This window comes from Paenibacillus segetis, assembly GCF_014639155.1.
Classification (GTDB): Bacteria; Bacillota; Bacilli; order Paenibacillales; family Paenibacillaceae; genus Fontibacillus; species Fontibacillus segetis.
The window spans coordinates 1,551,420-1,578,060 of the sequence record NZ_BMFT01000001.1 but is presented as its reverse complement, the minus strand read 5'-3'; the positions used below and the strand labels follow the sequence as shown (position 1 = coordinate 1,578,060).

20 protein-coding genes are annotated in these 26,641 nt (G+C 41.1%); 12 read left to right on the top strand and 8 right to left on the bottom strand.

Annotation, left to right across the window (positions count from 1 at the left end; translation table 11 throughout):
- Positions 1 to 153: 153 nt before the first annotated feature.
- Entirely contained in the window at positions 154 to 4,116 is a 3,963-nt protein-coding gene (locus tag IEW05_RS07240; protein ID WP_188537206.1) for a carbohydrate-binding domain-containing protein, read from the bottom strand.
- Positions 4,117 to 4,474: 358 nt separating this feature from the next.
- Here IEW05_RS07240 and IEW05_RS07235 point away from each other — a divergent pair, with 358 nt between their 5' ends.
- Both IEW05_RS07235 and IEW05_RS07230 read left to right on the top strand, forming a co-directional pair.
- Positions 4,475 to 5,494, top strand: a complete 1,020-nt coding sequence (locus tag IEW05_RS07235; RefSeq protein ID WP_188537204.1) for a LacI family DNA-binding transcriptional regulator — start codon at positions 4,475 to 4,477, stop codon at positions 5,492 to 5,494.
- A 50-nt stretch (positions 5,495 to 5,544) separates the two neighbouring features.
- Positions 5,545 to 6,297 (top strand): spermidine synthase, encoded by a 753-nt coding sequence (locus IEW05_RS07230; protein ID WP_229753288.1) that lies wholly within the window; start codon positions 5,545 to 5,547, stop codon positions 6,295 to 6,297.
- 240 nt (positions 6,298 to 6,537) lie between these two features.
- Here IEW05_RS07230 and IEW05_RS07225 read toward each other — a convergent pair whose 3' ends face one another.
- Positions 6,538 to 8,925 carry an ABC transporter ATP-binding protein/permease gene (locus tag IEW05_RS07225; protein ID WP_188537202.1) on the bottom strand — a complete coding sequence of 796 codons (2,388 nt, stop codon included), beginning with the start codon at positions 8,923 to 8,925 and terminating at the stop codon, positions 6,538 to 6,540.
- Positions 8,926 to 9,144: 219 nt separating this feature from the next.
- On the opposite strand from IEW05_RS07225, the gene IEW05_RS07220 reads away from it, so the two are divergent.
- Positions 9,145 to 9,819: a response regulator transcription factor gene (locus tag IEW05_RS07220; RefSeq protein WP_188537200.1), complete on the top strand. Its 675-nt coding sequence runs from the start codon at positions 9,145 to 9,147 to the stop codon at positions 9,817 to 9,819.
- Positions 9,816 to 10,853, top strand: a complete 1,038-nt coding sequence (locus IEW05_RS07215; RefSeq protein ID WP_188537198.1) for a HAMP domain-containing sensor histidine kinase — start codon at positions 9,816 to 9,818, stop codon at positions 10,851 to 10,853. Before IEW05_RS07220 ends, IEW05_RS07215 begins: the two co-directional genes overlap by 4 nt.
- Before the next feature lie 81 nt (positions 10,854 to 10,934).
- Here the strand turns inward: IEW05_RS07215 and IEW05_RS07210 are convergent, their stop codons facing one another.
- Positions 10,935 to 13,244, bottom strand: coding sequence for a glycoside hydrolase (locus IEW05_RS07210; protein WP_188540766.1), 2,310 nt, complete (start codon positions 13,242 to 13,244; stop codon positions 10,935 to 10,937).
- 216 nt (positions 13,245 to 13,460) lie between these two features.
- Between IEW05_RS07210 and deoC the strand changes: the two genes are divergently transcribed.
- The 7 genes from deoC (at position 13,461) to IEW05_RS07180 (ending at position 19,213) form a co-directional block, all read left to right on the top strand.
- Complete coding sequence (gene deoC, locus IEW05_RS07205; protein ID WP_188537196.1) at positions 13,461 to 14,129, top strand: deoxyribose-phosphate aldolase; 669 nt, start codon at positions 13,461 to 13,463, stop codon at positions 14,127 to 14,129.
- A gap of 48 nt (positions 14,130 to 14,177) precedes the next feature.
- A complete protein-coding gene (locus IEW05_RS07200) occupies positions 14,178 to 15,356 on the top strand; it encodes a NupC/NupG family nucleoside CNT transporter (protein WP_188537194.1) in 1,179 nt (392 codons plus the stop codon).
- A gap of 26 nt (positions 15,357 to 15,382) precedes the next feature.
- Entirely contained in the window at positions 15,383 to 16,684 is a 1,302-nt protein-coding gene (locus IEW05_RS07195) for a pyrimidine-nucleoside phosphorylase (RefSeq protein ID WP_188537193.1), read from the top strand.
- 253 nt (positions 16,685 to 16,937) lie between these two features.
- The gene (locus IEW05_RS07190) at positions 16,938 to 17,126 is read left to right on the top strand and encodes an XRE family transcriptional regulator (RefSeq protein ID WP_308420386.1); all 189 of its coding nucleotides are present in this window, start codon (positions 16,938 to 16,940) and stop codon (positions 17,124 to 17,126) included.
- Between the two features lie 338 nt (positions 17,127 to 17,464).
- Complete coding sequence (locus IEW05_RS07185) at positions 17,465 to 18,076, top strand: DUF2239 family protein (protein WP_188537188.1); 612 nt, start codon at positions 17,465 to 17,467, stop codon at positions 18,074 to 18,076.
- A gap of 18 nt (positions 18,077 to 18,094) precedes the next feature.
- On the top strand, positions 18,095 to 18,304 hold the full coding sequence (locus IEW05_RS25735; protein ID WP_229753287.1) for a hypothetical protein: 210 nt from the start codon (positions 18,095 to 18,097) through the stop codon (positions 18,302 to 18,304).
- Between the two features lie 18 nt (positions 18,305 to 18,322).
- Positions 18,323 to 19,213: an alpha/beta fold hydrolase gene (locus IEW05_RS07180; RefSeq protein WP_188537186.1), complete on the top strand. Its 891-nt coding sequence runs from the start codon at positions 18,323 to 18,325 to the stop codon at positions 19,211 to 19,213.
- 518 nt (positions 19,214 to 19,731) lie between these two features.
- On the opposite strand, the gene thrS is transcribed toward IEW05_RS07180, so the two are convergent.
- A complete protein-coding gene (thrS, locus tag IEW05_RS07175; protein WP_188537184.1) occupies positions 19,732 to 21,645 on the bottom strand; it encodes a threonine--tRNA ligase in 1,914 nt (637 codons plus the stop codon).
- An 800-nt stretch (positions 21,646 to 22,445) separates the two neighbouring features.
- Between thrS and tlp the strand changes: the two genes are divergently transcribed.
- A complete protein-coding gene (gene tlp / locus IEW05_RS07170) occupies positions 22,446 to 22,667 on the top strand; it encodes a small acid-soluble spore protein Tlp (RefSeq protein ID WP_188537183.1) in 222 nt (73 codons plus the stop codon).
- A gap of 57 nt (positions 22,668 to 22,724) precedes the next feature.
- Here the strand turns inward: tlp and IEW05_RS07165 are convergent, their stop codons facing one another.
- The 4 genes from IEW05_RS07165 to IEW05_RS07150 all read right to left on the bottom strand — a co-directional run bounded on the left by IEW05_RS07165 (position 22,725) and on the right by IEW05_RS07150 (position 26,600).
- A complete protein-coding gene (locus IEW05_RS07165; protein WP_229753286.1) occupies positions 22,725 to 23,672 on the bottom strand; it encodes a DegV family protein in 948 nt (315 codons plus the stop codon).
- A 299-nt stretch (positions 23,673 to 23,971) separates the two neighbouring features.
- Positions 23,972 to 24,709, bottom strand: a complete 738-nt coding sequence (locus IEW05_RS07160) for a DsbA family oxidoreductase (protein WP_188537181.1) — start codon at positions 24,707 to 24,709, stop codon at positions 23,972 to 23,974.
- A 108-nt stretch (positions 24,710 to 24,817) separates the two neighbouring features.
- Positions 24,818 to 26,095, bottom strand: a complete 1,278-nt coding sequence (locus IEW05_RS07155) for a DUF4179 domain-containing protein (protein ID WP_188537179.1) — start codon at positions 26,093 to 26,095, stop codon at positions 24,818 to 24,820.
- Complete coding sequence (locus IEW05_RS07150) at positions 26,085 to 26,600, bottom strand: sigma-70 family RNA polymerase sigma factor (protein WP_308420385.1); 516 nt, start codon at positions 26,598 to 26,600, stop codon at positions 26,085 to 26,087. The genes IEW05_RS07155 and IEW05_RS07150 overlap by 11 nt, the downstream gene beginning before the upstream one ends.
- Positions 26,601 to 26,641: the final 41 nt, after the last annotated feature.

The window sequence follows — 26,641 nt, the reverse complement described above, 5'->3', positions numbered from 1 at the left end:
ATCGTAAAAACTCCTCCATGAAAATAAATTAAACAACCAGCTCCTGATACTAAAGGAAGGCCATTGAACATGATCTATTATGCTTTAAGTACCGACTGTTGGAGTATTTATTCAAGATGAAGTCCCCCAACAGCCAGCGGAACTTACGATAACTTATTCGGCAATTAACTTAGAGATCGCTTGTGCACTTTCCGCACGTGTTGTTTTATCTTTTGGAGCAAATTGATTGTTTGTGAGCTCATGAATCAAACCAAGCGAGTGTGCAGTTACTACGGCATCTTGTGCCCAAGAGCTTACATTAGCTTGATCGGCAAAGACATTTACAATTTCTGCAGAAGCCTTTTCCCCTTTGCTGTACTCGTAAGCGCGTACCAGAATGACTGCCATTTCTTCACGAGTGATGGTAGCGTTCGGGTCGAACTTCGAAGTGCTTCGTCCATTTACAATACCAACTTCACTAACTGCAGCGATGGCGCTTGAATACCAATCTGAGGCCCCCACATCGCTAAATTGCGCTTTGCCTTTGGCTTCGATATCCAGTGCACGGACAATCAGAGCTGCGAATTCTGCACGAGTGATGAACCTATCAGGTGCAAATTTAGTGTCACTCACACCCTCGATAATATGTTTTGCTGCCAATTGCTTAATGATTTGCACTGCCCAATGCTTCTCGTTTACATCAATAAAAGATTTGTCATAGCTTAGAACTCCATATTTACTAAAGTGACTGATTTGGGCAACCATTTTACCATCTACAAGTTTTCCACCGACATACTCTAATGTGCCATTATCAGCAATGCTGTACATACCCATCAGTTCTTTGTTTGTATCAGCATCTACTTTCAGAGTAATGATGATGGGCTTTTCAAATTGAGTCAGCTTTATTTCTTTGCCGTCTTTACTTATGATCGATATCGAGAAATCTATGATGTCTCCTGCTGCCGTCACATCAGCTCTGTTATTAGCTGTTATTCTATCTAGCAGAGCAAGACGATCCGTGATGGACGAAGGCACCATTTGGAAAGAAATTGTTGCATCTTTCAGTTCATCCGCAGTGAATAAACTTTGAAGTTGCTTATAAATACTTCCAGGAATTTGTACCGTTATATCTTCATTTTTAAACTCTATGATGACCTTATCATCAATCACTGTTGAATTTGCTGGAAGAACGACTTTTGTCGCTCCTTTTGCAACTAACACGACTATTTTACCATCCTGATCTACTACCGGAAGAGTAATCGCACCGTTGCTTGGAGGTACACTTCCACCACCATTACTAGTGCTACTATTATTATTGTTAGTATTATTGTCAGTATCGCTACTCACTTTGTATGGTTTAGCTTGTTTTTCCGCAGAATTGGCGCTTTCGCCAGATTCATTTCCAGCAGATACAACATAATAGTAAGTCGTCCCATTGGTCAGACCGTTGTCCGTATAGCTTGTTCCGCTTGTTACGGCTGCAACATTCGTGTAGGGGCCACTTGAATTTGTCGATCTCTTCACGTTATAATACTTCGCTCCTGGCACGGTGCCCCAAGTTAGTGTTACATGGCTATCGCCCGCTTGCGCTGAAAGACCATTAGGGATCGCAGGGATTGGAAGTATGGCTCCAGGCGTAGCGGCTCTTTCCCTATAGCTGTAAGTTCCTCCATCACGATCGACGGCAGTAACAACATAATAGTATGTTGTGTTATTTATTACATCCGTATCTACATAGTTTGTTCCATATACTGCTGAGGCCACTGTCGAGAATGAACCACCAGAAGTCGTCGAACGCTCCACGTTGTAATACTCTGCTTGCGATACGGGCTCCCATTCCAGATTTACCAGACCATCTCCAGCAGTCGCCACCAAACCTGGTGTAAACCTGACATTATCGATAGACAATCTCCCTACAAAGTCACTCTCAACATCCGCGAAAATAAGAATCATATTACGCAATTCCGTATCATCTGTAATCCCTGTCAAATCTCTTAAGTTGAAACTTACATTATAGTGATACACTTCGTCAGTTGCAGAAGCTGAGTTAAGATTTTCAAAATCAACATTATAACTTCCCGGAACTTGCTGCCAAAATCCTCCGGTAGGCGGCTGGAATACCAGATTAATCGCCAAGGATCCTGAACTTGCACGCTGCGGCTCGATATATAAGTCAAACATGACATAATCGCTATCTCCACGGATTAACCCTTCCTTATATAACTCTAGACGAGGAGCCGAAGCCCAGCCATCAGAAGGCTTAACATCCGGATAGGCAACTTCCCAAGAAAGAACTTTAGTACCCTGAATCTCTTTTATTGTAAGAGCACTCTTAACCGCTGACTCCGGATTCCAATCCCAACCTTGTCTAGTATTGTCTTCAAAGTTAGATGGAAGTATTGCGGTTCCCTTTGGATCATGAATAACCGGAATTTCAACCTTAGTACCTGTTACAGTAATATTGTCCAAGGAAATCACATTTGCATCTGCTGCCCCTATGAACAAAATCAGATTCGTCATGATGTTGTTGTCTGCATTCATGGCAATCGTCTCAAGTGATGGAGAATCATCTGCAGTGATCGTTAGAACTGCTTTAAATTTATCCCCGTAAGGAATAAAATCCTCTTCCGTTACCTGAATCGCACGAGTCGGATTAGCCCAACTTGCTGAGGGACCTTGCGGAATCGCGGCAATCGATACCGTTGTCTTCGCGTCTACGATAACATCCATAGATAGTTGTTCCGTACCCAAGATATTAGCCGATTTCCCCCAAGAATCTGCGGATAGTCGAATATTGGCCCAATAGTTTCCTTCGCTAATATCATTGCTAGTATTTAATCCTGTTATTTGTAAAGCATCAGCTACATTACTTAATGTAATGCTCTCTTTATTCGGACTATCGCCATTTACACCAAATCCTTGTGTTGTTCCGTCATTGAAATCCCACAAGACTTGGGAATATTTGTTGCGGTCTATCGGCTCATAAGGGATTCCCTTAATCCTTGCCCTTACATATTCACCCGAAACCGACAACTCCGGTAAAGACCATACTTGATCACTGCCTGGATCAAGACTCGTTGCATTTTGTTTACCAAGCTCTAAAGGCATAAAAGCCGCTGAAGTTTCGTTCTTATTCGTTAAAGACCAGTTCACCCAGCTTATATTGTTCTCATTTAAGAAATCGAGCCATTTATCCGCCTCATCCAAGTAAGGCCCACCGTCACCACTAGCTTGGCTAGTACCCCATTCCGTTGAAAATACGGCTACACCTTTGTCGAGTGCATATCTTACATTGCTCATCGCATTTGTTCTATCTGTACTATCCGTGGCAGGCATATGAGTACCCGTATAAAAATGTACCGTGTACATGATGTTATGAGAATTAATTGGATCATCAGCGGCCAAGTCAGGTCGTTGACTCCAATTTGGAGTACCGACGATAATAATGTTGTTCTGGGCATTCCCGTTCACAGGATCACGCAACATGCTAACGATGGGATCTGCGTATTCTTTTACCGCTAACCATCCCGCACGATCGTTAGTAATGCCCGGTCCATCACTGTTATTGGAACTTGGTTCATTCGCTAACTCATAAATGATATGTTCGTCATTCGGATATAATCCGGATATCTCCTCAAAGAATTCTTTAGCGCCACTATATATTTCCGCTCTTGGATCACCTGGAGCATGTACATGCCAATCCACAATCACGTACAAATCATTTGCTATCGCATAATTTATTCCTTGAATAACTCTTTGTTTATGAATCGCTTTATTAGCTTCTGTTCCATATCCATTCTCGCCCACATACATAGCAAGTCGAATTACATTAGCATTCCAATCATTGGCTAGTGCTGCAAAAGCATTATCGTTGATTATTTCTGGAAACCATTGTAAGCCGTGCGTACTCATCCCACGCAATTGAATTGGAATTCCGTTTTGATCGCCTAGAGTTTTTTGTCCATTATGATCAATTATTTGTAAGGCACCGCCAATCGACGGTTTAATTGCAGTTTGAACAATCAAGTTAGAATCGATAGGTTCTGCTGTCGCGCCTAACCTGATTGGAACAAGTGAGCTTAATAACGTAATTGTCATTATGATTGCAGCCATTCGAATTTTTATCTTATTTTTCACGTTCTAACCTCCCAAAACTTAGCCATTTTTTTGGAATAAATCATGTCATGAAAAATAGGGAAACGTTTCCCTTTTTCAACAAGATTCAACATAAAAATATATATTCCTGCAATATTCTTTATATACCTCCTCCTTTTTAACAGTTTTTGATAGAGAAAATCCCCTCTAATAAAGCGCTTACATATTATGAACGCGCGTTTATCGTTTCGTTTACCAAGTCACTCATGATTATAGCATAACTTCCCTCTAATCGAACAGAAAACGTTTCCCTATTATTAATTGCAAAACTCCTGTGAACGAGATATCCTTTAAGTATTCAAGGAAAGTATTACTAAATTGAAGAAACAAGGTGGCACTCATGGCGAAGAATATTCGCGATATCGCTAAATCGGCTGGAGTCTCGGTTACAACCGTTTCCAAGGTCATTAATAATAAACCCTATGTCAGTCCAAAAACAAGGGCACGGGTGGAGCAGATCATTCGGGATGAACAATTCATACCGAACCATACAGCCCGAGGGTTAGTTAAAGGGAAATCAAAAACGATCGGGATGTTTTTAACTACCGGATTAACTCATCCTTTCTTCTCCAAAGTCTTGGTTGGACTAGAGAACGCTTTGAAAAATACAGGGTTTGATCTACTTTACCTGGTTCAGATTGATTGGAACCCAGAATACAGCCTCGTTCAACATTGTATGAGTCGCAATGTAGAAGGAGTCCTTATTTTTGGATTTCAGAAGAATGATCTCAATTTTGAAGAGATCATTCAATCCGATATTCCTACTATTTTTATTGATTTAGATTTTATAGGTCCTCATGCAGGTTATGTTACCTCGGAAAACATTGAGAGTATCAAGACTGCTGTTCAGTATTTGTACAAATTGCATCACCACAAAATTGCCTTTGTGAATGGGCATCTTGATTCCTATGTTGGGAAGCAACGTTTTGAAGGGTATCGTCGCGCCATTCAGGAACTGGGATTACTCTATTTTCCTGAGTACATATCTTTTGGTGATTTCACTAAAGAATCAGGCTATACGGCTATGACAGCATTTCTACAGCTTAAAGATCGACCAACTGCCGTCGTGTGCAGCTCTGACATGATTGCTCTTGGTGTCATGGAGGCTGCTGTGGAGGCTGGTTTATCCATCCCTCAAGATTTGTCTGTGATCGGATTCGATGATATCGAGATTTCCCAACATACACAACCAGCACTCACAACCATTCAACAGGACTTCCTAACACTCGGAGATCAGTCGATTCTATTGTTGAATGACATGATCAATATGCCCAATTCACCCCCTCCAGCCCTTATCGTACCTACAAAATTCATTATTCGTAATTCGTGCGCTATTTGTTCGCAGGTAGTCAATGACTAATCAGTGGTATACTGTCACCATACAACATGCCCTAAAAGGAGATCGATGATTTGGAGCAATACCTTTTTAAAGAAGATAGTAATAATCAGGAATTACAAGTTTACGATACGACGAAATTATATGGGGAATCGGGGAATTTCCGAGTCATGCAGTTTGCAAATGCTGCTATCCAAGGTGCGATGGATTTGAATGACCCGAAGCGTATTCTGTTTGAATATCCCCGGGCCATCATCCACCTAATGGAGTGTAATACCCCATCATTCGGAGACGTTTTTATGATTGGTCATGGCATTGGAAGTATTGCCGGTCATTATGTTGATAAAAGATTTAAGATCGCCGAACTCAACGATAAAGTTGTGGAGTTAAGTAAGCAGCATTTTGGATACAACCACGATAATGTGATCATTGGAGACGGACGTCAAATTCTAGAGCATGAAGAATCAGACGCTTACGACTATATTATTATCGATGCTTTTAACGAAAAAGGTACCCCACTACATTTAATATCTAAAGATTTCTTCCAGGTTACAAAAGAAAAACTGCATCCCTATGGTTCAATCATCATGAACCTGATGGGGAAAGGAAACAACGACAGACTAATGAACGCCATTCATACGACGCTTAACGAAGAATATGACTTTGTTCAGTCGTTTCAATTACCATCTGAAAGCGCAACGGACGTAAAGAATATCATTATAATTGGCAGCAGCTCCCCTATCGTATATCAAGCACAACATATGGCCGGATTCATTCGAATCGAATTGGGTCAAGGGCATATCATTAGAGATAGTAAACATAGATAGTTAAACGCAAAAAAAGAAGGGTTCAACCACGTATTTCTACGAGGTTGAACCCTTTTTTTTATTATTTACCTTAATTAAGTAGATCTTAGCGTAGAGGACGGAATTGTCCTGAAGAAGCGGAGCGGTCGCCTTTGCCTCCAAATTTTTACCCTATAGCGAGATAATCAAATAAATTTGGAGGCAACAGCGATCGGAAGGATAATCCGTCCGTGCAGCGACCTTCGATCTACGATTGAACACTTATTCGCTGCGTAGCGCCGTAACTGGATCCTTCTTCGCTGCCATCTTAGCAGGAATGAAGCCACCAAGCATCGTAAGGACTACACTAATAATGCCAAGTGTTAAGGCATGTATCGGATTAAGTTGAGCAACGTTGGAGAGCTCTGTAAGATTATACAGTATCGCATTCACTGGGATCGTTAACAGATACGTAATACCAATACCAAGCACCCCAGAACACATACCTATAATAAAGGTCTCTGCATTAAATACCCGAGTGATATCCTTCTTCCTTGCACCTAAGGCGCGAAGAATACCGATCTCCTTCGTTCTTTCCATTACCGAAATGTAAGTGATAATTGCAATCATAATCAGTGATACTACTAGAGAGATTGCCGCAAATGCAATCAGTACCATAGTGATACCATCCATAATCCCGCCTGAAATACGTGTGACAATGGCTGCCATATCTGTGTAAACTACTTTGTTCTCTGTTTCTAAGTCCTTATTCCACTCATCCAGATAAGCAGTAACCTTTTCTTTTGCACCAAAATCAACCGGATATAGCGAAATGGAAGCTGGTATCTCCGTTGCACCCAAGGAAGCTAACATCTCATCTTTGGTTGGGGCGACATCGGAACCTGCAGCCATAGCGGATCCCATTCCACCAACAGGCATTGCGCCACTACCCATCGTTGCCATTTTGTTCTCAACTGCAGTATCCTGAGACAATAACTGTCCAGTTATTACATTATAATCTGCTTCCTGCTGTGCCTTAACGATCTCTGAATTTTTCGCATCTTCAATAAAGTAGGTTGCAAGTTCATCGGAGTATGCAATCCCGGCAGGCAATGTAGACATTTTGGATTCTTCCTGACCGCGAATAACACCAACAATATTTAAAGTTATTGCTTTGTCACTATTATACATATCGATCAAATTCGATGCTGTGCCGTTAACAGTAAATTGTTCACCATTTTTCACATAATAGTCATCGTTCTTAATCAGTTTCAATTCATAACCAATTAAATCATTAAAATCAATGCTATCAGCGTCATGCTTAATACCCAGAGCCTCAAGTGAGGAATTATTCAAACGATTATATTCGTCCACAATGAGTACGAGATCCGTCATTTTAGTTGGGAAACTGCCTTCAAGTAGATCATAGTACTGCTCTAAATAGCTCCCTGTGGCGTCTCCTTGCTTGCTAGGATAAGATGAAAAGCTAATATTGCTCTTATTCAGCGTTGTCGCCTTTTCTCCGTCCGACTTTAGCATATTCATATTCACGGTACGTGTATACGATATTCCGTCGATCAGTGCTGGATCGATCTTCGCTAGATAGTCCAAATAATCGGTAGATAATACATTAAAGTGAAGTATTGAATTCTCCGTTGGATCATATGGGAACAGTACCTTCTCTTCCGGATAAGGGGTAAGATCCGTACCACCAAATGAAGAATGTTGTGTCATATCAACGTTCATAGCGGTCTGACTAATCGTTATTGGAAAAGTAGAGAGTGCTCCCGTCTCATAAGAACTGATTTGCTTATCAAATCCATTGGATAAGGATAGGATCAGCGCAATCCCGATAATGCCTATACTGGACGCAAAAGCAGTTAATCCTGTTCTCCACTTTTTAGTTGCAATGTTTTTGCCTGATAATTTTAATGCGGTAAAAAAGCTCATACTTGTTTTCTTAAGTTTATAATTGGATGTTAACTTTTGGTTGGCTAAAGGATTGCTATCCGATACCGCCTTACCATCGGAGAATTTGATTACACGATCCGTATATTGTTCTGCCAATTCAGGATTGTGAGTAACCATAATGACAAGCTTGTCTTCTGCAATCGTCTTGATCAAATCCATGATTTGTTCGCTAGTCTCTGAATCTAGCGCACCTGTTGGTTCATCCGCCAGAATAATATCTGGATTGTTCGCAAGTGCACGCGCAATAGCGACACGCTGCATCTGTCCACCTGACAACTGGTTTGGTTTTTTGTGCACATGGTCCTTCAATCCGACCTTTTCGAGTACTTCCATTGCCTTCTTATTCTTCTCTGCTGCAGACACACCGCTAAGTGTCATTCCCATCTCAACGTTATCCACGATACTTAAATGAGAGATTAAGTTATAGCTTTGAAATATAAAGCCTACACTATTGTTACGATAAGCATCCCATTCGCCATCTTGAAAGTTTTTGGTGGATTGTCCATTAATAATTAGCTCTCCACTATCATACTGATCAAGACCACCGATCACATTTAATAGGGTCGTCTTACCAGAACCACTCTGTCCAAGAATAGCAACAAATTCACTTTCCCGGAAATTAAGACTTACCTTGTCCAGCGCAACCTGCGTGAATTCGCCGGTCTTATAGCTCTTTGTAATATTTTTCAATTGCAACATAAAGATGTTTCTCTCCTTCCCTATTCCAAACTCTCTTTGTTTATGCAGCTAGTATATCAACCATATATAAACTAAACCTAAACTGAATGATTCCACTTTGAAGTCAGTTTAGCGGTTGAGATTTACTTTATATTTATAAGGTATACTGTTATTTGTACAAGCCACTCTTTTTTGCTTCTACTCACATCACAAATACCTATAACTTCGGAGGTAACTATAATGTTTAATATCCTTGTTGTCGAGGATGACCCGAAATTGCGTCAGTTGTTCTGCACGGTGCTCGTAAGAAATGGTTATCGCGCCTTGTCTGCGGAAGATGGAAATGATGCACTGTCTATTTTAGATAAAGAATATGTCGATTTGATCATCTCAGATATTATGATGCCCCATATGGACGGTTACGAACTAACGAGAACACTTAGAGAAGCGAACTTTAATCTACCTATCTTAATGGTAACGGCAAAGGAGAACTTTGCTGATAAACAAAGAGGATTTCTCGTGGGAATAGACGATTACATGGTGAAGCCCATTGACGTCAATGAAATGATCCTGCGTGTAGGAGCGTTGCTGCGCCGGGCAAAGATCGTCAATGAGCGACAACTTGTATTTGGAAATACCCTATTAGATTATGATTCCCTAACTGTAACGCAGCATAATGAGAGCATTCTTCTCCCACAGAAGGAGTTCTATTTATTGTACAAACTGTTATCGTATCCGAATAAGACCTTCACGAAGCAACAGTTGATGGACGAAATATGGGGATTTGATTCCAATTCTGATGAACATACGGTGGTCGTGCATATTAACCGTTTGCGTGAACGTTTTAAGGCATGTACCGATTTTGAGATTGTCACTGTCCGAGGTCTTGGTTACAAGGCGGTGAAACCAACATGAACATTCGAAAGATCAAAAGTCTATGGTGGTATTTTGTATCGTTAGTTTTTCTTGGCATGTTGATAACATCTTTAATTATGGCTCCGATAGCATTGTTGTATATTCACTACGGTAATATCCCAGAACATGGAAGATATCCCTTTGCACCCTTTTTAGTTTTATCGTTACTCAGTATTGTCATCGGTACCATCATCACGATCATGGTTGGCAAGAAAATACTATCCCCGATTACTATTTTCAGCAATGCTGCAAAAGAAATCGCCAAAGGAAACTTCGACATCGACTTAAATGAATCGCATCGCGTGAATGAAATCAGTGAAATGGCACATCATTTCAATTTAATGGCTCAAGAACTACGAAGTATCGAAACACTTCGCAATGATTTTGTAGTCAATGTATCTCATGAGTTTAAAACACCTATTGCCTCTATTGAAGGTTACGCTACGCTGCTGCAAGACAGGAGCATCTCAGAACAAGAGCATGAAGAATATACTAAGATGATTATCGATAGTGCGCGGCAATTATCAACTCTGTCTGGGAATATCCTGAAAATATCCAAACTAGAAAATCAAGAAGTAATATCCGAAAAAAAGGAATATCGCTTAGATGAGCAACTAAGACAAGCCATATTACTACTAGAAACCTTGTGGGAACCTAAACAAATGACCCTTAATATTGAGCTTGAGAAGATTCTGTATTATGGCAATGAAGAGCTGATGATGCAGGTGTGGTTAAATCTACTTGGAAATGCGATTAAATTTACACATGAGGGTGGAGAAATATCTATCACTCTTTCGTTACAAGATAATAACATCACAGCAACTATCTCCGATAATGGTATCGGGATGGAGAAGAATGTGAAGAAGTACATCTTTGAAAAGTTCTATCAAGGAGATCATGCCCGGTCTGCTGAAGGTAATGGCCTTGGTCTTCCTTTAGTCAGTCGTATTATCAATTTATGCGGAGGTACCATTAAGGTGGAAAGTGAATTAGGAGAAGGATCAACCTTTACGGTCAAGTTGCCTATGGATTAGTACGATTACGTACTCAAATAATACAAACAACCGCCCGACTGACCTAAAAAGGTTTAACCGGGCGGTTGCTATTTATTTCGCTTATTTCACTTCTGGCTTATATATTAATTCACGGTCTCCATCCATGATTAATAATGATTTGGCTGGTATTTTTGAGTCCTCATACATATATTCCTTTTCCGAAAAATTAGCTACAACACTTAAATCTTCACCATATTTCGTCATTTGAACCAGCCTATCGTCTGATAGAACCTTATAGTCAGTCATTTCTTTAGTTATTGCCTTTTTGCTGAAATCAGACCAAACCATAGCGTGATTTATAATCGTTTCTTTGTGCTTTTTCCACTCATTTTTATCTATATGATATAAAGGTGGGACATTATAAAGTACTTCATATAACATTCTATTGGCTATTTCATCTTCAATTTTCAGAGTCCCCCATCCCCACCAATAGGTTGTAACCACTGCATCGTTGTAGACTAGTTTATACAAAGGGATCGTATACGTTTCATCCAAAAATATCTTTTTGTAGTTATCTTTTATTGGTATTTGTTTAGCAAATAATTCGGGAACTCCGCTCGTACTAGAGTAATATCTACCTACATAATAATCACTATCTTTGTTCTTGTTCATATCCTCATCCATCCAGGAAAATGACGGCATTTCTATTCCGTGAGCAAAAGCGATACTCTTGTTAGCGAAATCATTCCCGCCCTCCGTTCCAACTACCAATCCCTGCTCCGCTTGAAGATATTCCATTCTCTCCATTCTAGCCTTGATATCTTCTTTTTCCGTAGTCATATGCGTTGGAGAGTAATCATCAAATACCTCACCAGTTCCATCTGTATCTAAAAACCAGGAGTTAAATGCTAATCCCGTATCTAAAATAGAGTTAACTCGCTCTTTTACACTAGGCATCGCCAAGGTCGGATTCAATTTTCTACCTACACCCTGGAATCCTTCAATTTTATTTCCCTGTTTATTGGTTACGGTAGCATCCTCAAATAGTGAAGTATCCGTAAACTTAGCGGTTTCCCACTGCTCTTCGCCTGGTTTATGGATCGAATGATAGGAATCATAGGTACCAATTAGATATCCTTGATCATTCGCTGCTTGTACCAATTCTGGTTTGATAAATCCTTCTTGCCAGTCATCTAAACCGATCCACATTTGATCTAAACCCGAATCCTTCATATCCTTTATCACATCAACTGTATTTGCATCAGCCCATTTATCAATGGGGTCTACTAGATTTCCAAGGACGCTTTTTAAAAGCATTTTGTTTAATTCAATCAATTCTACCGGATTTAGATTGTCTATACCTTTGTTTAATAGTTCCTGACTTTCTTTGTCTGTATCCTTAAATATGTCCGCATTATAAAACTCTTTCAACTTCAATACGGAGCTCAAGCTTTTTAAAATTCTGTTTTTGTTATACTTGTCTATATAATCTAAGGAGGTCATCTCATCAAACGCTGACACAAGTTCTGCCCCATCTTCAACTTTTGTGTTTAGTAGATCTTGAATCCATAGTTTCAATTGTTTAGGAAAATCACCCCTTAGTTGATCCCATTTCACATTTTCCTCAGAAATCACACTTCTATCCCAAAAATAAACATGGGGAGCTCCATATAGCTTTTCAATATCACGATTTACTTTAGCTTTCTCCGCGAGAGTTTTAAACTCTCCCTTTTCAATCAAATAGTTCTTATAAGTTTTCGCAACGTTCACTGGATCTTTCTCCGTAATATATATCCTAAAACCATATTCCTTATTTTTATTTATCGATGGATACTCATGATTTAAAGCAAACTCAATTCCTTGTTCTGTATCAAAAATAAGCTCATTATTATATGGATTTTGAATGATATACACTAATGAATATTTACTCTTATCCACGGCAAAAAACTGCATGGAGAAAGACTCAATTCCTTTCAATGTTGCATCTTGTAAATACTCCTTCCAAACTTCATCACCACTCGGAATATACTTACCTTGATGCAGCGGAAGCATATATCCCTCCCCTTTTACCAGTGGCCATGCGAAGGCACTTTCATCATCTTTTCTCGATTTTATTGTTAAGTCTAAATATTGCTTCTTTTTTTCGATCTCAACTTCGATATCCTTTTCAGGATACGTCCAGGTAATTTGATCACCCTTGTCCTTAAAGTCTGACACGATCATTTTTGGTAATGGCTCAGACACGGTCTCCGTAATTCCACCGGATTCCACCTCAAGCTTAAAGGTCTCCGGTTCTACATTAAATTTAAAATCTTGACTCTCTTGTTGTGAATTCTCCTCTCTCTCTTTGACATTTTTGTTATCCGTGCATCCTGCAAGTATGCTCACTACTGTTGCAGTAACTAGGACGATGGATACTATTCTTTTCATATTCATATGGATTCCCCCCCTGGCACGTATACTAACCCAGGGTTGTTACGCCAATGTTACAGCATAATAAACAGACATCTGCCATTTAATAAAATCGGCTTGGTAGGAAGTCATTTACAATGTGCTTTCAACAATATGTAATTGGTTTGAAATGATTTGGGCAAATTTAGGGCAAGTTATAACAAATGATTCTTACAAAAGAAAGGTGAATTAAAAATGACTAACTTAGCAAGGATGATCGATCACACGCTTTTACGAGCAGACGCAACGAAAACCGAGATGACAAAATTAATTGAAGAAGCGAAACAATATGAATTTGCTTCCGTTTGCGTAAATCCAACTTGGGTATCCTATGCAGCCGAGCATTTGGCTAACACCAATGTGAAGGTATGTACGGTCATCGGATTCCCACTTGGGGCTAACACCAGTGCAACCAAAGCATTTGAAGCAAGTGATGCCATTAAGAACGGAGCAACTGAAGTGGATATGGTCATTAACATAGGTGCCTTAAAGGATGGCGATCATCATCTTGTTGAACAAGACATTAAGGCAGTCGTAGATGCTGCAGCTGGAAAGGCGCTTGTAAAGGTGATTATTGAAACAAGTCTCTTAACCGATGAAGAGAAAAAAATCGCTAGTCAATTATCAGTCAAAGCAGGCGCCGATTTTGTGAAGACCTCTACTGGTTTTTCAACAGGTGGAGCCACCGCAGAAGACGTAGCCCTCATGCGACAAACCGTCGGTGCAAATGTTGGCGTTAAAGCTTCTGGTGGAGTACGAAATCTTGAAGATATGGAAAAAATGATTGCAGCAGGCGCATCAAGAATTGGTGCTAGTTCAGGCGTGAAAATTATGGAGGGTGGACAATCCACATCGTCGTATTGATCAGGAGTTAACCAATCACAATCCAATTGACAACTAGGAGAAGCATCGATGAGATATCTAATTACAATCCTTGGAATACTGATCGTCTTTGGACTCACCTTTATTGCCAGTAACGATAAAAGAAAGATCCGCTATCGCCCATTGATCCTCATGGTTATTTTGCAGATCATTTTGGCAGCTTTGTTATTAAATACAGCTGTTGGTTCATTTGTAATTAGTGGAATTTCAGCTGTGTTCGAAAAATTGTTGCTGTATGCTGCAGAGGGCGTTAATTTCGTGTTTGGTGGGATACTCAATGAAGGTGAATTCACATTTTTCTTAGGGGTTTTGCTCCCTATCGTGTTTATTTCAGCGCTCATTGGGATTTTGCAGTATATTAAAGTCTTACCCTTCATTATTAAGTATATTGGCCTTGTGCTTAGTAAGGTTAATGGTATGGGTAAGTTGGAGTCGTATAATGCGGTTGCTTCTGCTATTCTAGGGCAATCCGAGGTGTTTATATCTGTCAAAAAGCAGATCCATAAAATACCAAAACACCGGCTCTATACATTATGTGCCTCAGCGATGTCTACAGTATCCATGTCTATTGTTGGATCCTATATGCAGATATTAAATCCTGAGTATGTAGTCACTGCGCTCGTCCTCAACCTATTTGGTGGATTTATTATTGCATCCATCATCAACCCGTATGTTGTTGACAAAGATGAGGATATTCTCGAGGTACAGGAAGGAGAAAAACAATCGTTTTTTGAAATGCTTGGGGAGTACATCATGGATGGGTTCAAAGTAGCCATTGTAGTGGCAGCCATGTTGATTGGTTTTGTAGCGATCATTGCGATGATCAACGGTATCTTTAGTTTGATTCTCGGGGTATCGTTTCAACAATTACTTGGTTACGTCTTTGCTCCCATTGCTTTTATTATGGGTATTCCATGGAAAGAAGCGGTTACTGCTGGCAGTATTATGGCGACGAAGATGGTATCTAATGAGTTTGTTGCTATGCTCGAGCTGGAAAATCACACCGAGCTATCCGCACGAACAGTAGGAATTGTATCTGTATTCCTCGTTTCGTTTGCGAATTTTTCGTCCATTGGAATTATCTCTGGTGCGGTCAAAGGGTTGGATGAGCAGCAAGGGAATGTTGTCGCTCGCTTTGGTCTGAAATTACTATATGGGGCTACGCTAGTAAGTCTTTTGTCAGCAATTGTGGCTGGAATATTTATTTAAATTGACGGAAGCGAGGAGAATTTAGGATGAGAATGGTTGATCTTATTGCAAAAAAGCGGGATGGCAAGGAACTAAAGACGGAGGAAATCAACTTCATTATTGATGGGTATACGAAGGATGAGATTCCTGATTATCAAATGAGTGCCTTGGCGATGGCAATCTTCTTCCAAGATATGAACGAACGGGAACGTGCCGATCTGACCATGGCCATGGTCAATTCCGGAGATACCATTGACTTATCAGCTATTGAAGGAGTGAAAGTGGATAAGCATTCTACTGGCGGAGTTGGCGATACAACAACACTTGTCTTAGCTCCGCTAGTAGCAGCATTAGATATCCCAGTCGCTAAAATGTCTGGTCGTGGATTGGGTCATACCGGGGGTACCATTGATAAATTGGAGGCTATTGCAGGGTTCCATGTCGAGATTAGTAATGATGAATTCGTAAATTTGGTGAATAAGGATAAAATTGCGGTCATCGGTCAATCAGGGAATCTTACACCTGCGGATAAAAAGTTGTATGCACTACGGGACGTAACCGCGACGGTTGACGCCATCCCCCTTATCGCTAGCTCAATTATGAGCAAGAAAATTGCTGCTGGGTCCGATGCAATTGTATTGGATGTGAAAACAGGAGCTGGCGCATTTATGAAAAGCGTAACTGATGCCAAGGAACTGGCACATGCGATGGTAAGTATAGGGAATAATGTGGGCCGAAAGACCATGGCAGTTATATCCGATATGAGCCAGCCGCTTGGATTTGCCATTGGTAACGCACTCGAAGTGAAAGAAGCGATTGATACATTGCAAGGAAAAGGACCCAAAGACTTGGAAGAACTTTGCCTTGCCTTAGGTCGCCAAATGGTCTTCTTAGCGAACAAAGCAAGCTCACTTGAAGAGGCTGAGAACATGCTGCAAGAAGTTATACGTAACGGAAAAGCCTTGAATAAATTCAAAGATTTCATTGCCAATCAAGGTGGTGATTCTTCGGTTGTAGATCATCCAGAGAAATTACCTCAAGCGAAATATCAAATTGAGGTTCCTGCCAAACAAGACGGTGTTGTAGCTGAAATTGTAGCTGATGAGATTGGTACCGCTGCTATGTTGTTAGGTGCTGGACGGGCGACGAAAGACTCGGTTATTGATCTAGCCGTTGGTCTAATGTTGAACAAAAAAGTCGGAGATCCAGTTAAAACCGGAGAGTCCTTGGTCACCATTCATGCGAATCGAGAAAATGTGGAGGATGTCATGGCAAAAATCTATGAGAATATTCGGATTAGCGATCATGCCGATCCGCTTGTATTGATTTATGATATCGTGACAGAGTAACGAGGAATCACTCTACGACTTATCCATATTGGTCGAACCCCAATATTGTAGACAATGAAACAACTCAATACCTGATCAAATTTATGAGAAAGCGGCAGACCAACTGTCGCTTCAATTATTTCTGCTACCTTATAGTAATATCATCGAAAAGAAATCACAAGATTCGTTGGACGAACTTTTCTGAGAGGGGCATTGCATATTGAAATACGAACTTGGCCGTTGCCTGCTAGAGGAAAGGCTTCAGGAAGCAGGCATGTCGCTGGAACGGCTAGCGCTTGAACTGCGTGTGAGACGGGAGCGTCTGGATGACTTTATCGACAATAAGAGAGTGATGTCTCTTAAGCTCGCGATCTCGATTGCCGATACACTTCAGTGCGAGGTGCGCAGCCTGTACGAATTAACTCCTTCCGATGTTTGGCAAATAACCAACAATCAAGGATAACAAAACCTAAGTCCATCCCGATAACATATCGAAGGCGGCCGAATCTTATCCGGTCGCCTTCAATGTGTATTATGGTGCTATTGTGTCCTGTTAGTTGAACAAAGGGCTACCAATCGGCAGCATTTTTATGTTTGCTCAACTAACGGGCAGTTTTGCGACAAAACACAGCATCTATAACATAAAACAAACACTAGCCCTCAACAGTGCGGTTTCTCTTAGGCGCATCTTTTTCACTTATTCCTTCCATAACGAATGACAAAACAAATTTTACCCGGGTAATATTGACTTTTTGTTTTTACCTGGGTAAAATTATTGTCATTCAAAGGAGGATGTACAGAGTGAGAGATGATCAAACACGCATTTACTGCACGGCATTTTTGGGTGTGGGAGTCGTCGCCAGTGGTTCGTTACAGCACGTTATTTCTACAGTGAAGGATGTTCTGGATGACAGAGACCTCACACAGCTACTTATATTTGACGATACCACGGGTACGCAGATAGATGTTGATTTTCGTGGGAAGACAGATGATGTGCTCAAACGATTAGGTGAACAGTTTGGTGACTTGCTCGGTACGGAAATGAATCACCAGCCTACACGGCGGGTCGGTCGACCCAAGCTGGGGGTTGTATCCGGTGAGGTTACATTATTGCCACGAGATTGGGAATGGCTCAAGAGTCAACCTGGAGGGGCCTCGGTAACTTTACGAAAACTCGTTGGTGAGGCTCGCCGTGCTGGAGGACAACAGAGCAAGATACGAGAGTCACAAGAAGCAACACATCACTTTATGACGGCTATGGCCGGAAACTTCCATCAATACGAAGAAGCTCTGCGGGCACTGTATGCTGGTGATTTGGAGCGTTTTTACCACTACATCGATGACTGGGCACCTGATATCAGAAACCATATCAAAAGATTAGCCACAAATGCATTTTCTGAAGGGAACTTATGAAAGAAAACATGTATAGGCGTGAAGAATTGGAATAAAAAGAAAATATCACGAGAACGCAGCAGCAAGAAATACATGCGCGCTGCTCTGGCGGATCAGCAGAGAGTTTCTTATCGGACCCGAAGACGTTTATTCAAGTCATCAAGAATACCTAGCCGGTATCGGGCATCGGACGCAGCGATCGAAGATTCACGCCTTCTGTCTATGGCAGAACTTACAATAGCGAATTAATTGGAGGAGAACATAATTATGAACATCCTGAAAGTCAACGGCGTTGATTTGGCCTATGACAGTTTCGGTAACGAGAATGACGAGGCTATCATCCTTATCGCCGGGCTTGGAACCCAGATGATCCGATGGACGGTTCCGTTTTGTCGGATACTAGCAGCGCGGGGCTTTCGCGTGATTCGCTTTGACAATCGCGACGCAGGTCGCTCAACACACTTTAGCCATTATCAGACGCTGGATGTTGAGGTACTGGCGACTGCTCTCATGTCGGGACAGCGACCGGACATCCCTTACACTCTCGATGACATGTCAAACGACGCTATCGGACTGCTCGATGCCCTTTCAATTGACCGGGCACATTTCGTTGGCAGGTCGATGGGCGGAATGATCGCCCAGATTGCTGCCAGTATGTACCCTGAACGGGTTTTATCACTCACCTCCATTATGTCCAGTTCCGGTAATCCCGCACTTCCGCAAACTTCCCCGGATGTCATGGCGATGATGACTAAACCGGCGCCGAACCCATTTGAGGATGAAGCAGGATTTTTGGCACACAGCCTCTCTTTTGCCAAACGCATCTCTGGCACAGGCTATCCGTTTGAAGAGGACGCTTATCGGGCTCTCATTCTGGAGGAAGTCCAGCGAGCTTACGATCCAGGCAGTGTCGGACGACAAATTGCTGCGATAGCTGTCTCTGGTGACCGTCGCCCGCGGCTGGCGACCATAAAAATACCAGCACTTGTCATTCATGGGGTAGACGATCCCCTGTTCGTCCCGGCGTGTGGCGAGGATACGGCTTATGCCATCCCGGGTGCCGAGCTAATGTTGGTTGACGGCATGGGACACGACTTACCGCACCAACTGTACGAAGTAATCGCTGATGGCATAGAGCGAACGGCTCGTCGCAATTGACACATGCTTCCTGAATAGCAACCAGCTGGAGTCCCGCGGTGCCCAATAGGGCTAAGTAGGCGCAGGGGCGCAGCGGTTGATCCATTTAAAACGATTGTTAAAGCAGCTCCATATCATCAATTAACGGGGCTTCCTAACAGAAACTCCATTTGAACTTATATGTGGAGTCGATCGAAAAAGCGCCGGTTTCATGATAACATCGTGAGCCGACGCTTTTTCCGTGTCAGATTCAGAATCGAATTATACAAGAAACGATCACGATAGTTGAATAATACATTGAAGTGCAGAGCAGGTGCTTCGGAATTCTGTTCTTTTTATTCAACTATTCTGCCCGTAAGCTTAATAAGTCCTGTATAACATTTGATCTCGTTTAACAAAAAACACCCCTAAAGTACATCGGTTTCCCAACTGGGTATCTCCAATGTCTACTTTAGGGGTGCACTTCATATTGAGATCTGTTCTTATCTTTTCCCTGCGGATATGATATTCACTCGCATGGTTCTAGCTAAAATCGATTTTTATTGTCTAGCATGAATTTCAGTAATGATTTGCTCCACAATATCTTGGATACTTATTATCCCCAGATCAGCTCCACCCCGTTGTCTTACGGACACACTACTGGAGTTTTTCTCATTCTCCCCTAGTACAAGTGTGTACGGAACTTTTTCTAACTGGGCTTCACGCATTTTGTAACCAAGCTTCTCATTTCGCACATCAACACTGACACGAATGCCGACTTCTTCTAATGACTTCTTCACTTGAAACGCATAATCTACATAGTTCTCTGAAACGGGCAGTAACTTTGCCTGAACAGGCGCAAGCCATATCGGAAAAGCTCCAGCATAATGCTCCGTCAGCATCCCGATAAACCGATCAATTGATCCGTATACCGCACGATGGATAACAACCGGACAATGTTTCTGGTTATCTTCACCAATGTAAGTGAGGCCAAACTTCCCAGGCATCTGGAAATCCAATTGAATTGTTCCGCACTGCCAACTCCGCTTCAGCGCATCTAAAATGTGAAAATCGATCTTCGGTCCGTAAAACGCACCGTCACCTTCGTTGATACGATACCGGGTACCGCGATGTTCTAAGACATTTTTTAATGATTGTTCCGCCTGATCCCATAGCTCTTCTGAACCCATGTAATCCTCTGGTCGAGTGGATAATTCAACTTTGTATTCAAAGCCAAACACTTGATAAATGTGATCAATTAAATCAATAATCTGACTGATTTCATCCTCAATTTGTTCTGGCGAAACAAAAATGTGTGCGTCATCCTGACAGAATGTGCGAACCCGCATCATCCCGTTAAGTGCCCCGGAGAATTCGTGACGATGAACCTGCCCAAATTCCGAAATCCGGAGTGGAAGCTCGCGATACGAGCGTAAGTTATTCTTGAAGATAAGCATGTGACCGGGGCAGTTCATTGGTTTTAGCGCAAACTTTGTATCGTCAACATTCGTAAAGTACATGTTATCCTTGTAATGGTCCCAATGCCCGGATTCTTCCCAAATACGATTATTCATCATAAGTGGTGTACGCACTTCATCGTAACCGCGCTGTCTCTGCAATTCACGGGCGAAGTTCTCTAGCTCCGTACGAATCGTCATTCCGTTCGGAAGATAGAAAGGCATTCCCGGTGCTTCTTCAGAGAACATAAACAATTCCAGTTGTTTGCCTAGCTTGCGATGGTCACGTTTCTTTGCTTCCTCAAGAAAGTGTAGATGCTCATCAAGTTGGGCTTTTTTTGGAAATGAAGTCCCATAGATCCGTTGCAACATCTTGTTATTGGAATCCCCGCGCCAGTAAGCGCCCGCCACGTTCAGCAGCTTGAAAGCCTTAACTCGACCTGTTGAAGGAAGATGTGGTCCACGACATAGGTCGAAAAATTCACCTTGATCATAGATTGAAATTTCAGCGTCCTCCGGCAGCCCAGAAATGAGTTCCAGCTTTAGAGGTTCTTCCAATTCCTCGAATAACTTCATCGCCTCAGGGCGACTGACGACCCGGCGAAGAAATGGAATATTCTCTTGAATCACTTTCTCCATTTCCTTTTCGATCGTGCCCAGATCCTCTGTGGATAACGGATTATCGATGTCGATGTCATAGTAGAAGCCATCTTCGATGACCGGTCCTATTCCGAGCTTAACTGCTTTCTGTCCATATATTCGTTTGATGGCTTGTGCCATGATATGTGCTGTGCTGTGTCTGTAAATCTCCAAGCCTTCTTTACTTTCAAGCGTAACAATTTCGAGATGGCAATCATGTTCGATCGGTTGATTTAGGTCAACGGATTTGCCATCTAGTTTTCCGGCAACTGCATTTTTCTGAAGGGTCGTGCTAATAGCACCCGCAATGTCTTTAATGGTCGTTCCTTGAAGTACCTCTCTGATTGTTCCGTCTGGCAATGTTACCTTGATCTCCATGATTTTAGCCTCCATTTCTCCATTTTGTTAAACTTGAACGCAAAAAAACGCATCTCGTCCAGAAAGGGACGAGTGCGTTCAGCTCGTGGTTCCACCCTAATTCGACCTGCAACTTTGGCGGTTCACCAAAGAATATAGTTGCATGGTCCTTATTAGAATCCGGTATCGAGGATCAGGCGGTGTCGCTTACTGCCAGCCAGTGATATCATTTAGGCGGGTTCAACGTCACAGCTACAAAGGGGTAATTTCACAACCGATAACAGGAGAAGCTTTCAGCTATACTTCTCTCTCTGGGCAGTTCGCGAAGGAAATCATGTCTTTGATCAATGCCATGTATTAAATTAATGTTATCATACTACATAATATTTGTGGCCAAAGTCAAGGAGAAAAAATTTAGAAATTTCCATAGTCATTGTCCGAGAAGCGTACGCACTACGAAAAACTGTTATTACCGTTACGGAAAACGATTATTTTATATTTAAAAATAGCACGATTGGAATATGAATAACTGGAATTTCTCCATGTATTTAGAATTGCATTTTTGGAAATAACTACTTAACTGGAATTCCTCCAGTTAATTTTGCGTTTTTTACTATCATGTTCAAGAACCACTTGAATTAACAGGAGTTATTCCAGTTCATACAGAAATGTTGTGACTTTTCAACGAATTAGCTGGAGCTTTTCCCGATAAATTGAATTTAGGCAGCAGGATCAAACAATTCAGAGAATAAAACAACCGCCATCGAGGGAAAATAAGCAAGTTCATTGAAATTACATCACACTTTTCAGGAGGTATTTCCATGGCAAAACCCGACGATCGGTCCGATAATGTACAGAAGCTAAATACAAGTATTCAGAAGACGATTGAGAATTATCGCGAAGGGCAAGATTATTTAGATGAGCATGCCGATGAAATCACTGGTGAAGAGATCAAACAAATCGAAAAAAAGAACACTAAGCGCCTCAACGCCATTGAAGGTTTTCGTGCAGAAGTAGAAGATGAGAAAGCGGATCAACAATAAGCTCCAACCACAAAAAAACAAGATCTCCCCTCTACACGAAGGGGATCTTGTTTTTAATTAATGATTTATTGTTTGCTTCGCCCTTTTCATGAATTCGTTTTTCTTTTCGGTTATCGCGTGAATTTCATTGATCAATAGACCATCTCTTTTATGCCCCTCCTCAATAAAGAACATAGAAACGGCACCTAACCCAACGTGGGTTCCTACGGCTACGCCCATTTGCATGATAAATACTTCACCACGATATGCTGTTTCTTCTCTAAGCTTGTTCAATAATTTTTCAGCAATCATTCTCTCCGAAGTATAGCCTATGATTATGATATCAGTAACTTCCCAATCATTCCTCTGGATGAACTCTTTGACGTAATGGTTTAATACACCATTTAATCCTCGTTCTTTTGCTACAATAGCACCTTTGCCATTTCTCATCGACATGATCGGTTTGATTTTCAGAATTCTACCGATTAAGGCACTGGCATTAGTCAGTCGACCACTTCTAATTAAGTGATTTAAATCATCTACACAGAGAAAATGTTTCACATTTCTTTTATAGGTCTCATTAAAATGAACTAACTCCTCAAAACTAAACCCTTTTTCTCTCAACATCGCCGATTTCACAATTAACCAACCACTACCTTGGCTCATCGATCTCGAATCTACGACATGAATTTTAATAGATGAATCCGGGTGTTCATCAAAAAAGGTCTCTGTTGCTATTTTTGCAGATTGATAGGATCCACTAGTTCCACTAGACATACAAATACATAAAATTTCTGTGTAGCCCTTTTCTATTGCTTCATAAATTATTTTCAGATATTCTGTTGGGTTTGGCATGGATGTCGTAGGGTGTTCTTCAAGATTTCCAAGCATTTCGTAGAACTCGTCTGCTCTAATATCCACTTTATCTCTCAGCTCTTCACCTTTTATCCTTATCGTTAATGGCGCGATCCCAATGTTATATTTCTCGATTATCTCGTCAGTTAAGTCACAAGTTGAATCCGCCATTATTTTAATGATCTTAATTCCCCCATAGTTATCAATTTAAAAGCAAGTCTTATTAGCTAGAATAGTTGAACTATTGATTATCCTTTATAGCATATAAGAGCGGAATCTATAGTTACAAGAAATGTTCACTAAAATTACGCATAAATTGTCCATTTGGGGTGAAGTAGTCACAGAATGATTGAATCTCTGGGGATTTCACCCAATATATTTACATATTTTAGTTGCTATTTTACGCTTCAAAAAAAAAGAAAACGACAGAATCGCCGTTTTCTTTAGACATTAAATCCAATAAGATCACATCAAGATGAAGACTTATCTTGCCCAGGAACGATACAACTACCATCCGTACATAAATCAACATCCGGATCTCCAAGTACGGTAAATGGATGTTCTTCATCCCAAGCTTTCTGCAAAGCATCGAGGAATGTTTCACTTGCTTGCGCCCCAGATACAGCATATTTACGATTGATAACGAAGAATGGAACACCTCTCACACCTAGCTGTCCAGCTTCTTGCTCATCCGCACGCACTTCATTACTGAATTCCCCACTCTGCAATATGTTAAGAGCTTCAGCACGATCAAGTCCTACCTCAGCAGCCAAGTCAGCCAGTGTATTATGATCACCAAGATGGAGCGTGTCGGTAAAATGAGCTTTCAACAACCGCTCCGTCATTTCCTTCAGCTTCCCTTTGGATTCTGCAAAATGAGATAAACGATGAGCATCGAAGGTATTCGTCTGAATCGTGCGATCGAAGTAATAATCTAGACCTAATTCTTTGGCCTGTTGAGTAATATTGTTTGTATTTGCAATTGCCTGCTCGCGGCTCATTCCATATTTGGATGCAAGCATATCATATACGCCTGGATTCCCATCGACCGGGGCATCCGGAGCGAGTTCAAAGCTCTTGTATACAACTTCAATCTCTTCTTTATGTGCAAACTGTTGCAATCCAGCTTCAAACTTACGTTTTCCTATATAACAGAACGGACATACATAATCAGACCATATTTCAACTTTCATTTTCGTAACCTCCATACCTAAATTTTTAAGTTGTGTTTATTATACCCCGGAAGGTTATTAAAAGTAAGCTATTTAATAAATTATATTAAATGAATAATCTATCATGACTATTAATTCGAACTATCATTGATTAAAATACTTACTTACTGGCAGTTCAAATTTCCATGACCCTCGAATAACCACTTCGGGATCTGATATCGTTAATTTCACTACTTTATTACCCGGTTCAATATCAAATTCTAGATATTCTAACGACATTGTACGCTCATCCAATTTTGCCATGTGACTGGCGTTGATTTTAAAATTATGCAAAGCTTTTGAGCTATTCTCGTTATAATTTAGATCCGCGTACACTCTAAGCCGGTTATTCTCTACTCTTTCAAGCTTGGTTATTTTCACGGGGAAACCCGCTATTTCGAATGTTTTATTGTCAACTACGGGTATCCCTACTTGCGAGGGAATATTAAAAGAGATTTTTGCAGTATCGTCATAAGTCACATTGATCTCAGGAATCGTTAAACTATAAGTTTTCACATCGTTTCCTGACAAGTCAAAGTAAAACTCGCTTGCAGGACTTGATAGCCCCATATAATGTTCTAATTCATATACCTTTCCAGTTTCGTCCTTCATGTTTAGTTTCTTGTCCTCATGAACACCATACATACCATCGTAATCACTAATTCTAAATTCCTTAGAATGCTGAGAGACTAAAGAAATCCTAGCTCTCTCTCCTACCCGATTGGCAATAGCCGTGATGGTTACACCGTTTGCCGTTGAAGTCTCCCCCATGTCCTGATAACTATTAAATGTTTCGGCCTTCGTAAGCGTAAGTGGAATTACCGTCCCGGGATTCTCTCCAATAATAACTTGTACATGCCCCTTAATGTCCAACTTCCCTTGGTACCAATAATCTCTCGCCCATTTGTCCGAGGTCCAAGTCCCGCCTGATGATTCTAAGCTAAATTCTATCCCTTGTTCATTGATTATCTTTATACTCTGAACTCTCTTTGAATTAGTTCCTGACATAGTTATATAGGTCATCTTCTCATCAACTAACATACCTGTTATAACGACGGTTCCCCCATCTATTTGAGTTGTAACTGGCTTCTCTAACCCATATCTCTCCTGTGGTACCTCTTCTTCAATGACCATCCCTGTACCTGGAAAATATTGAAGTGCCTTTTGAATGGCCGCTATGACTTGTGTATTAAAAATGGTCGTTGTTATCAAAATAAAGGCTAGTACCAGCGCAACTACGGTTTTTCGACGAGACCACCGGATGACTCTATGTTTGGCTTCTTCCTGTTCGGCCTTAGCTTGCCTAATCCCCATTTGACTGCGTAGATGGAGTTGTGGAGGGATCTCGATTGTATCGATATCTTGTCTAATATTATTGCTCATATATATCACCCTCCTCAGTTAGTCGGCGGAGTTTCTTCAAAGCGCGGTACAGAATTGTCTTTGCCGTTCCCAGTGGAACAGACAAAATTTCAGCTGTCTGCTGAATCGTATAATCATGATAAAATCTTAAAATAATGACACTCTTCTCATCTTCATCTATTAGATCAATGAGGTCTTTCAAGGATAAGGAAAGAGGGAGATTATCCTCTTCACTCTCCATTGTTCTTCCGTAATAGTCCGGCTTTAGCTGAATCACTTTTTTTCGTTGTCTTAATAAATCGATGGAACAACTCATCGCAATTCTTATAAGCCAGGTTTTGAAATATTTCGGTTCCTTTAAGCTCGTAATAGATTTAAAAGATCGGTATGCCGTTTCTTGCACTACGTCTAACGCATCTTCTTGATTTTTCAAGTAAACATAGGCCGTCCGGTATAGGTCTTCTTCAAACTGTTGAAATAATTTCAAATAAGCCGTTTCGTCACCCTGCTGAGCTTTCTTCACCAAATGTAAGATACTCCTCACCTACTTCTCTTTTGCTCTATACT

Coding starts and splice junctions, on each gene's coding strand:
- IEW05_RS07235 (WP_188537204.1), top strand. CDS start 4,475: ATGGCGAAGAATATTCGCGATATCGCTAAATCGGCTGGAGTCTCGGTT.
- IEW05_RS07225 (WP_188537202.1), bottom strand. CDS start 8,925: ATGTTGCAATTGAAAAATATTACAAAGAGCTATAAGACCGGCGAATTC.
- IEW05_RS07220 (WP_188537200.1), top strand. CDS start 9,145: ATGTTTAATATCCTTGTTGTCGAGGATGACCCGAAATTGCGTCAGTTG.
- IEW05_RS07215 (WP_188537198.1), top strand. CDS start 9,816: ATGAACATTCGAAAGATCAAAAGTCTATGGTGGTATTTTGTATCGTTA.
- IEW05_RS07210 (WP_188540766.1), bottom strand. CDS start 13,244: ATGAAAAGAATAGTATCCATCGTCCTAGTTACTGCAACAGTAGTGAGC.
- deoC (WP_188537196.1), top strand. CDS start 13,461: ATGACTAACTTAGCAAGGATGATCGATCACACGCTTTTACGAGCAGAC.
- IEW05_RS07200 (WP_188537194.1), top strand. CDS start 14,178: ATGAGATATCTAATTACAATCCTTGGAATACTGATCGTCTTTGGACTC.
- IEW05_RS07195 (WP_188537193.1), top strand. CDS start 15,383: ATGAGAATGGTTGATCTTATTGCAAAAAAGCGGGATGGCAAGGAACTA.
- IEW05_RS07190 (WP_308420386.1), top strand. CDS start 16,938: ATGTCGCTGGAACGGCTAGCGCTTGAACTGCGTGTGAGACGGGAGCGT.
- IEW05_RS07180 (WP_188537186.1), top strand. CDS start 18,323: ATGAACATCCTGAAAGTCAACGGCGTTGATTTGGCCTATGACAGTTTC.
- thrS (WP_188537184.1), bottom strand. CDS start 21,645: ATGGAGATCAAGGTAACATTGCCAGACGGAACAATCAGAGAGGTACTT.
- tlp (WP_188537183.1), top strand. CDS start 22,446: ATGGCAAAACCCGACGATCGGTCCGATAATGTACAGAAGCTAAATACA.
- IEW05_RS07165 (WP_229753286.1), bottom strand. CDS start 23,672: ATGGCGGATTCAACTTGTGACTTAACTGACGAGATAATCGAGAAATAT.
- IEW05_RS07160 (WP_188537181.1), bottom strand. CDS start 24,709: ATGGAGGTTACGAAAATGAAAGTTGAAATATGGTCTGATTATGTATGT.
- IEW05_RS07155 (WP_188537179.1), bottom strand. CDS start 26,095: ATGAGCAATAATATTAGACAAGATATCGATACAATCGAGATCCCTCCA.